The sequence below is a fragment of the Pseudomonas baetica genome (assembly GCF_051216495.1).
GTDB classification, from domain to species: Bacteria; Pseudomonadota; Gammaproteobacteria; order Pseudomonadales; family Pseudomonadaceae; genus Aquipseudomonas; species Aquipseudomonas baetica_B.
Genome location: NZ_JBPKAM010000191.1, coordinates 1 through 6,476, shown reverse-complemented (window position 1 = coordinate 6,476; position 6,476 = coordinate 1). Strand labels below are relative to the sequence as shown.

Sequence of the window (6,476 nt, the reverse complement as noted above, 5' to 3'; positions counted from 1 at the left end):
TCCCACTTCCTCCGAGAACATTCCCCCCCCCACAGGTGGCTCCTTCTCACTTTGGGGAAAGGCCCCTCCCCGCCAAGAGGCCATCGGCTACACCGCCGATTTCACGGCGGACGGTTGAGCACGCATCACGCACAACCCGTAATAAATCAACCCGCCCAGCGCCGAGCCGGTAAACCAGCCATAGCTGTAAAACCAGCTGAACGCATCGCTGCCCAGCGACAGCAACGTCAGTACCACCGGCACACCAAACGCGAGAAAGCCGTTCCAGTTCCACGCCGGATACACGTCATCGCGGTACAGGCCGGCGAGGTCCAGTTGCTGTTTCTTGATCAGGAAATAGTCCACCACCATGATCCCGGCAATCGGCCCCAGCAGGCTGGAATAGCCCAACAGCCAGTTGGAATAGACCGTCTCCAGGCTGATGTCCGAAACGATCAGGCCAAGCTTCTTCAACAGTTCATGGCCCATCAACACCAGACCGACGAAACCGGTGAGCATCACCGCTTTGGTACGGTTGATGGCCTTGGGCGCGATGTTCTGGAAGTCGTTGGTTGGCGACACGATATTGGCCGCAGTGTTGGTGGACAGCGTGGCGATGATGATCAGCGCCATGGCCAAGGCGACCCAGACCGGGCTTTGGATATGGCCGATCAGCGTCACCGGATCGGAGACGGTCACGCCCACCAGTTTTACCGAGGCGGCGGTCATGACCACGCCCAGTGCGGCGAACAGGAACATGGTCAGTGGCAAGCCCATGATCTGCCCGAGAATCTGAGCCTTCTGGCTTTCGGCGTAGCGGCTGAAGTCCGGGATGTTCAGTGACAGCGTGGCCCAGAATCCGACCATTGCGGTCAGCCCGGCGGCGAAGTAACTGACCACACTGGCGCCTTCGGGCCGCTTGGCCGGAATCGCCAACAACTCGGTCATCGACACATTCGGCATGGCCCAAACCAGCAGGCCCACGCCCACCGCCACCAGCAACGGAGCGGACAGGGTTTCCAGCCATTTGATCGACTCGGCACCGCGAATCACCACCCACAGGTTCAGCGCCCAGAACATCATGAAGCCCAATACTTCACCGGTGCCGCCCAGGGATTTCCAGCCGTCGAACACCGAGCCCAGGAACAGGTGAATGGCCAAACCACCGAACATCGTCTGGATGCCAAACCAGCCGCACGCCACCAGGGCGCGGATCAGGCACGGGATGTTGGAACCGAGGATGCCGAACGACGAGCGCAGCAGCACCGGAAACGGAATGCCGTACTTGGTGCCGGGAAAGGCGTTCAGGGTCAGGGGAATCAACACGATGATATTGGCAAACAGGATCGCCAGCAGCGCTTCGCCGACGGTCAGGCCGAAATACGCGGTCAATACGCCACCGAGCGTGTAGGTCGGCACGCAGATCGACATGCCGACCCACAGGGCGGTGATGTGCCATTTGTTCCAGGTTCGTTCGCGCACCTTGGTCGGTGCCATGTCGTGGTTGTATCGGGGACTGTCGAGGACGTCGCTGCCGGCTTCGAGCTCAAACAAGCCGTCGCGCTCGGTCACTTGCGATCTGATTTGTTGCATGGCCGCTCCCTTGTTCTTTGAATTATTTTTGCTCATCAGGGGCTGGCGGCATCAATAAGCGTGCCGTATGCCCCGCTTGCGCATCGGGCAGTTCCATAAGCTTGCGGTAAACAACTGATGTTTATCAGTTTTACTTAAATAGCCATTGAATACGCGGTGACTTGTCCTTCCACTCAGGCCGAATGTCAGGCAAGTCGTCCGAACAGTCAGGACTCAATCTGGTGCATTGATCTTTTTTCCCAACGCTGCGCATCAACCATAGACCATGCTCAAACAGCTGATTTCACATAGAAAATCTTGACCATATTTCGATCCTGTCAAGTGCGTCAAAATGGTGAAACACCTCACTATTTTGGTGAACTTTGATTTAACTCTTTAATTATCATTAACTTAAAACAGGAATAAGCTTATAAAAAATATTCTTGCTGATTCCCATAACTGCAGCTAGCGTTTATTCCTGACATCGTTGACAGGAATTACCTGTAGACGATGACTTCATATAAGAACACCTAGAACCGACAACAGTCGGTCATGCCTGCGAGGAATCCGGAATGTCTCTGTTGATTCGTGGCGCTACCGTAATTACCCATGATGAAAGTTATCGCGCCGATGTGTATTGCGCAGACGGCGTGATCAAGGCCGTCGGCGAAAATCTCGACGTGCCCGCCGGAGCCGAAGTCCTCGACGGCAGCGGTCAGTACCTGATGCCCGGCGGCATCGACCCGCACACTCACATGCAACTGCCGTTCATGGGCACTGTGGCCAGCGAAGACTTTTTCAGCGGCACTGCGGCAGGTCTGGCCGGCGGCACCACCTCGATCATCGACTTCGTGATTCCCAACCCTCAGCAATCCTTGATGGAGGCCTTTCACCAATGGCGCGGTTGGGCCGAGAAATCAGCTTCCGACTATGGCTTCCACGTCGCTGTTACCTGGTGGAGCGAGCAGGTCCGCGAAGAAATGGGCGAGCTGGTGAAGCATCACGGGGTCAACAGCTTCAAGCATTTCATGGCGTACAAAAACGCGATCATGGCGGCGGATGACACCCTGGTGGCGAGTTTCGAGCGCTGCCTGGAGCTGGGGGCGGTGCCCACCGTGCACGCGGAAAACGGCGAGCTGGTGTTTCACCTGCAGCGCAAGCTGATGGCCCAGGGCATGACCGGGCCGGAAGCGCATCCGCTGTCGCGCCCTTCCCAGGTCGAAGGTGAAGCCGCGAGCCGGGCGATCCGTATTGCCGAAACCCTGGGTACCCCGCTGTATCTGGTGCACGTGTCGACCAAGGAGGCCCTCGACGAAATCACCTATGCCCGGGGCAAGGGCCAACCGGTCTACGGCGAGGTACTGGCCGGGCATCTGCTGCTGGACGACAGCGTCTATCAACACCCGGACTGGCAGACCGCCGCCGGTTACGTGATGAGCCCGCCGTTCCGCCCCCGCGGCCATCAGGAAGCCCTGTGGCATGGCCTGCAAGCGGGCAACCTGCACACCACCGCCACCGATCACTGCTGCTTCTGCGCCGAACAAAAAGCGGCGGGCAAGGACGACTTCAGCAAGATTCCCAATGGCACCGCCGGCATCGAAGACCGCATGGCCGTGCTCTGGGATGAAGGGGTGAACACCGGGCGTCTGTCGATGCAGCACTTTGTCGCCCTGACCTCGACCAACACCGCGAAGATCTTCAACCTTTACCCACGCAAAGGCGCGATCCGCGTAGGCGCCGATGCCGATCTGGTGCTGTGGGACCCGAATGGCACGCGAACCATTTCAGCCAAGACCCATCACCAGCAGGTCGACTTCAACATCTTCGAAGGCAAGACCGTGCGCGGCGTGCCCAGCCACACCATCAGCCAGGGCCGGGTGGTCTGGGCCGACGGCGACCTGCGCGCCGAGCGGGGTGCCGGACGGTACATCGAACGGCCGGCGTATCCGGCGGTGTTCGACTTGCTGAGCAAGCGGGCTGAGTTGAATCAGCCAGTTGCCGTGAAGCGCTGAGAGCGGCCTGCGGCCTATCGCTGGCAAGCCAGCTCCCACAGAGATTTCGGGCGTTCACAAAACCTGTGGGAGCGAGCCCGCTCGCGAAGAGGCCGGCCCAGGCAAAAAAACAATGCCCATGTAGAGGCATAACCTCCATCACCGTGAGGCTAAAAACCGTGATCAAGACCCTGACCCATCTCCCCCATCCCTACGAGAACGCGGCCGCCCTCGCCGGTCACTTCACCGACCTGGCACCACCGCTCAATGATCGCCAAGCCCACCTGGAAGCTTCGCGCTGCCTGTATTGCTACGACGCACCCTGCGTGAATGCCTGCCCCAGCGAAATCGATATTCCCTCGTTCATCCGCAACATCCATCAGGACAACGTGCAGGGCGCGGCGCAGAAAATCCTCTCGGCCAATATTCTTGGCGGCAGTTGCGCGCGGGTTTGCCCGACGGAGATCCTTTGCCAGCAAGCCTGCGTGCGCAACAACGCCCACGAGTGCGCGCCGGTGTTGATCGGCCTCCTGCAGCGCTATGCCGTGGACAACGCCCATTTCAGCGAACACCCCTTCCCCCGCGCCGCCGCCACCGGCAAGCGCATTGCCGTGGTCGGCGCAGGTCCCGCGGGCTTGTCCTGCGCCCATCGCAGTGCCATGCACGGCCATGACGTGGTGATTTTCGAAGCACGGGAAAAGGCTGGCGGTCTCAATGAATACGGGATCGCCAAGTACAAACTGGTGGACGACTACGCGCAGAAGGAGCTGGACTTCCTGCTGGAGATTGGCGGCATCGAAATCCGCCACGGACAAAAACTCGGCGACAACCTGAGCCTCAGCGAATTGCATCAACAATACGATGCGGTGTTCCTTGGTCTTGGACTCAATGCCAGCAAACAACTCGGGCTGGCCCACGAAGAGGCACCTGGCCTGGTGGCCGCCACCGACTACATCCGCGAATTGCGTCAGGCCGATGACCTGACCGAGTTGCCTTTGGCCGACCATTGCATCGTCCTCGGTGCCGGCAACACCGCCATCGACATGGCCGTGCAGATGGCGCGTCTCGGCGCCCATGACGTCAACCTGGTGTATCGCCGTGGCGTCGAGGACATGGGCGCCACCCACCACGAGCAGGACATCGCCAAGGCCAATCAGGTGCGCCTGATGACCTGGGCGCAACCGGAAGAGGTGTTGCTCGATGACCGGGGCAACGTGCGTGGCATGCGTTTCGCCCGCACTCATCTGGTGGAGGGTCGCCTGCAAACCACCGGCGAAACCTTCGAGATGGCCGCCGACGCGATCTTCAAAGCCATCGGCCAGACCTTCGATGACAGCGCCCTTGCCGACCCGCTGGCCCGTGAACTCAAGCGCCAGGGCGATCGAATTCAGGTGGACGAACACCTGCGCACCAGCATCCCCGGCGTGTATGCCGGCGGCGACTGCACCAGCCTCGACCAGGACCTCACCGTGCAGGCGGTGCAGCACGGCAAACGGGCCGCCGAGGCCATTCATGCTCAACTGATGCTCAACGTGGAGGCTGCGTAAATGGCCGATCTGTCAATTGTCTTCGCTGGCATCAAGTCCCCCAACCCGTTCTGGCTGGCCTCCGCGCCGCCGACCGACAAAGCGTACAACGTGGTCCGCGCCTTCGAGGCCGGCTGGGGCGGCGTAGTGTGGAAAACCCTGGGTGAGGACCCGGCGGCGGTCAACGTGTCGTCGCGCTATTCGGCGCACTACGGTCCGAACCGGGAAGTGCTGGGCTTCAACAACATCGAACTGATCACCGACCGTTCGCTGGAGATCAACCTGCGGGAGATCACCCAGGTCAAAAAGGATTGGCCGGACCGAGCGCTCATCGTGTCGTTGATGGTGCCCTGCGTCGAGGAATCCTGGAAACACATCCTGCCGCTGGTGGAAGCCACCGGTGCCGACGGCATCGAACTGAATTTCGGCTGCCCCCATGGCATGCCGGAACGGGGCATGGGCGCGGCGGTCGGCCAGGTGCCGGAGTACGTCGAACAGGTTACCCGTTGGTGCAAGACGTATTGTTCGCTACCGGTGATCGTCAAACTCACGCCGAACATCACCGACATCCGCGTCGCCGCCCGTGCAGCCCACCGGGGCGGCGCCGATGCGGTGTCGTTGATCAACACCATCAACTCGATCACCAGCGTCAATCTGGAGCGCATGGTCGCCAATCCGATAGTCGGCAGCCAAAGCACCCACGGCGGCTATTGCGGCTCGGCGGTCAAGCCGATTGCCCTGAACATGGTCGCCGAAATCGCCCGTGACCCACAGACCGCAGGACTACCCATCAGCGGCATCGGTGGTATTGGCAACTGGCGCGACGCAGCGGAATTCATCGCACTGGGCAGCGGCTCGGTGCAGGTGTGCACGGCGGCAATGCTGTACGGTTTCCGCATCGTCGAGGAGATGAAGGACGGCCTGTCGCGCTGGATGGACAGTCAGGGCTATGCGAGCATTTCAGAGTTTTCCGGTCGCGCCGTGGCCAACACCACGGACTGGAAGTACCTGGACATCAACTATCAGGTGATCGCGAAGATCGATCAAGAAGCCTGCATCGGTTGCGGCCGCTGCCACATCGCCTGCGAAGACACCTCGCACCAGGCGGTGGCCAGCGTGAAAAAGGCCGATGGCACCCACGCGTATGAAGTGATCGAGGAGGAATGCGTGGGCTGCAACCTGTGCCAGATCACCTGCCCGGTGCAGGACTGCATCGAGATGGTGCCGGTGGAGACCGGGAAGCCGTTTCTGGATTGGAACCATGATCCGAGGAATCCGTATCACGTCAGTCCTTGAAGACACTGGCGCCTGAACTGGCGCCTTTGGGGGGGGGGGGGGGGGTCCCACCGCGACACAACCACCCCGCGTTGTGGGGTAGCGCTCCTGAAAAAACAAAAAAAAAAAAAAA

At 60.3% G+C, this 6,476-nt stretch carries 4 protein-coding genes; 3 read left to right on the top strand and 1 reads right to left on the bottom strand.

Annotation, left to right across the window (positions count from 1 at the left end; all coding sequences use genetic code 11):
• Window positions 1-87 precede the first annotated feature (87 nt).
• A complete protein-coding gene (locus ACSFE6_RS30730; protein WP_435431135.1) occupies window positions 88-1,572 on the bottom strand; it encodes an NCS1 family nucleobase:cation symporter-1 in 1,485 nt (494 codons plus the stop codon).
• A gap of 551 nt (window positions 1,573-2,123) precedes the next feature.
• Between ACSFE6_RS30730 and hydA the strand changes: the two genes are divergently transcribed.
• The 3 genes from hydA to preA all read left to right on the top strand — a co-directional run bounded on the left by hydA (window position 2,124) and on the right by preA (window position 6,364).
• Window positions 2,124-3,563: a dihydropyrimidinase gene (gene hydA, locus ACSFE6_RS30725; RefSeq protein ID WP_435431134.1), complete on the top strand. Its 1,440-nt coding sequence runs from the start codon at window positions 2,124-2,126 to the stop codon at window positions 3,561-3,563.
• A 158-nt stretch (window positions 3,564-3,721) separates the two neighbouring features.
• Window positions 3,722-5,089: an NAD(P)-dependent oxidoreductase gene (locus ACSFE6_RS30720; protein WP_435431133.1), complete on the top strand. Its 1,368-nt coding sequence runs from the start codon at window positions 3,722-3,724 to the stop codon at window positions 5,087-5,089.
• A complete protein-coding gene (preA, locus tag ACSFE6_RS30715; protein ID WP_435431132.1) occupies window positions 5,090-6,364 on the top strand; it encodes an NAD-dependent dihydropyrimidine dehydrogenase subunit PreA in 1,275 nt (424 codons plus the stop codon).
• The last annotated feature ends 112 nt before the right edge of the window (window positions 6,365-6,476 follow it).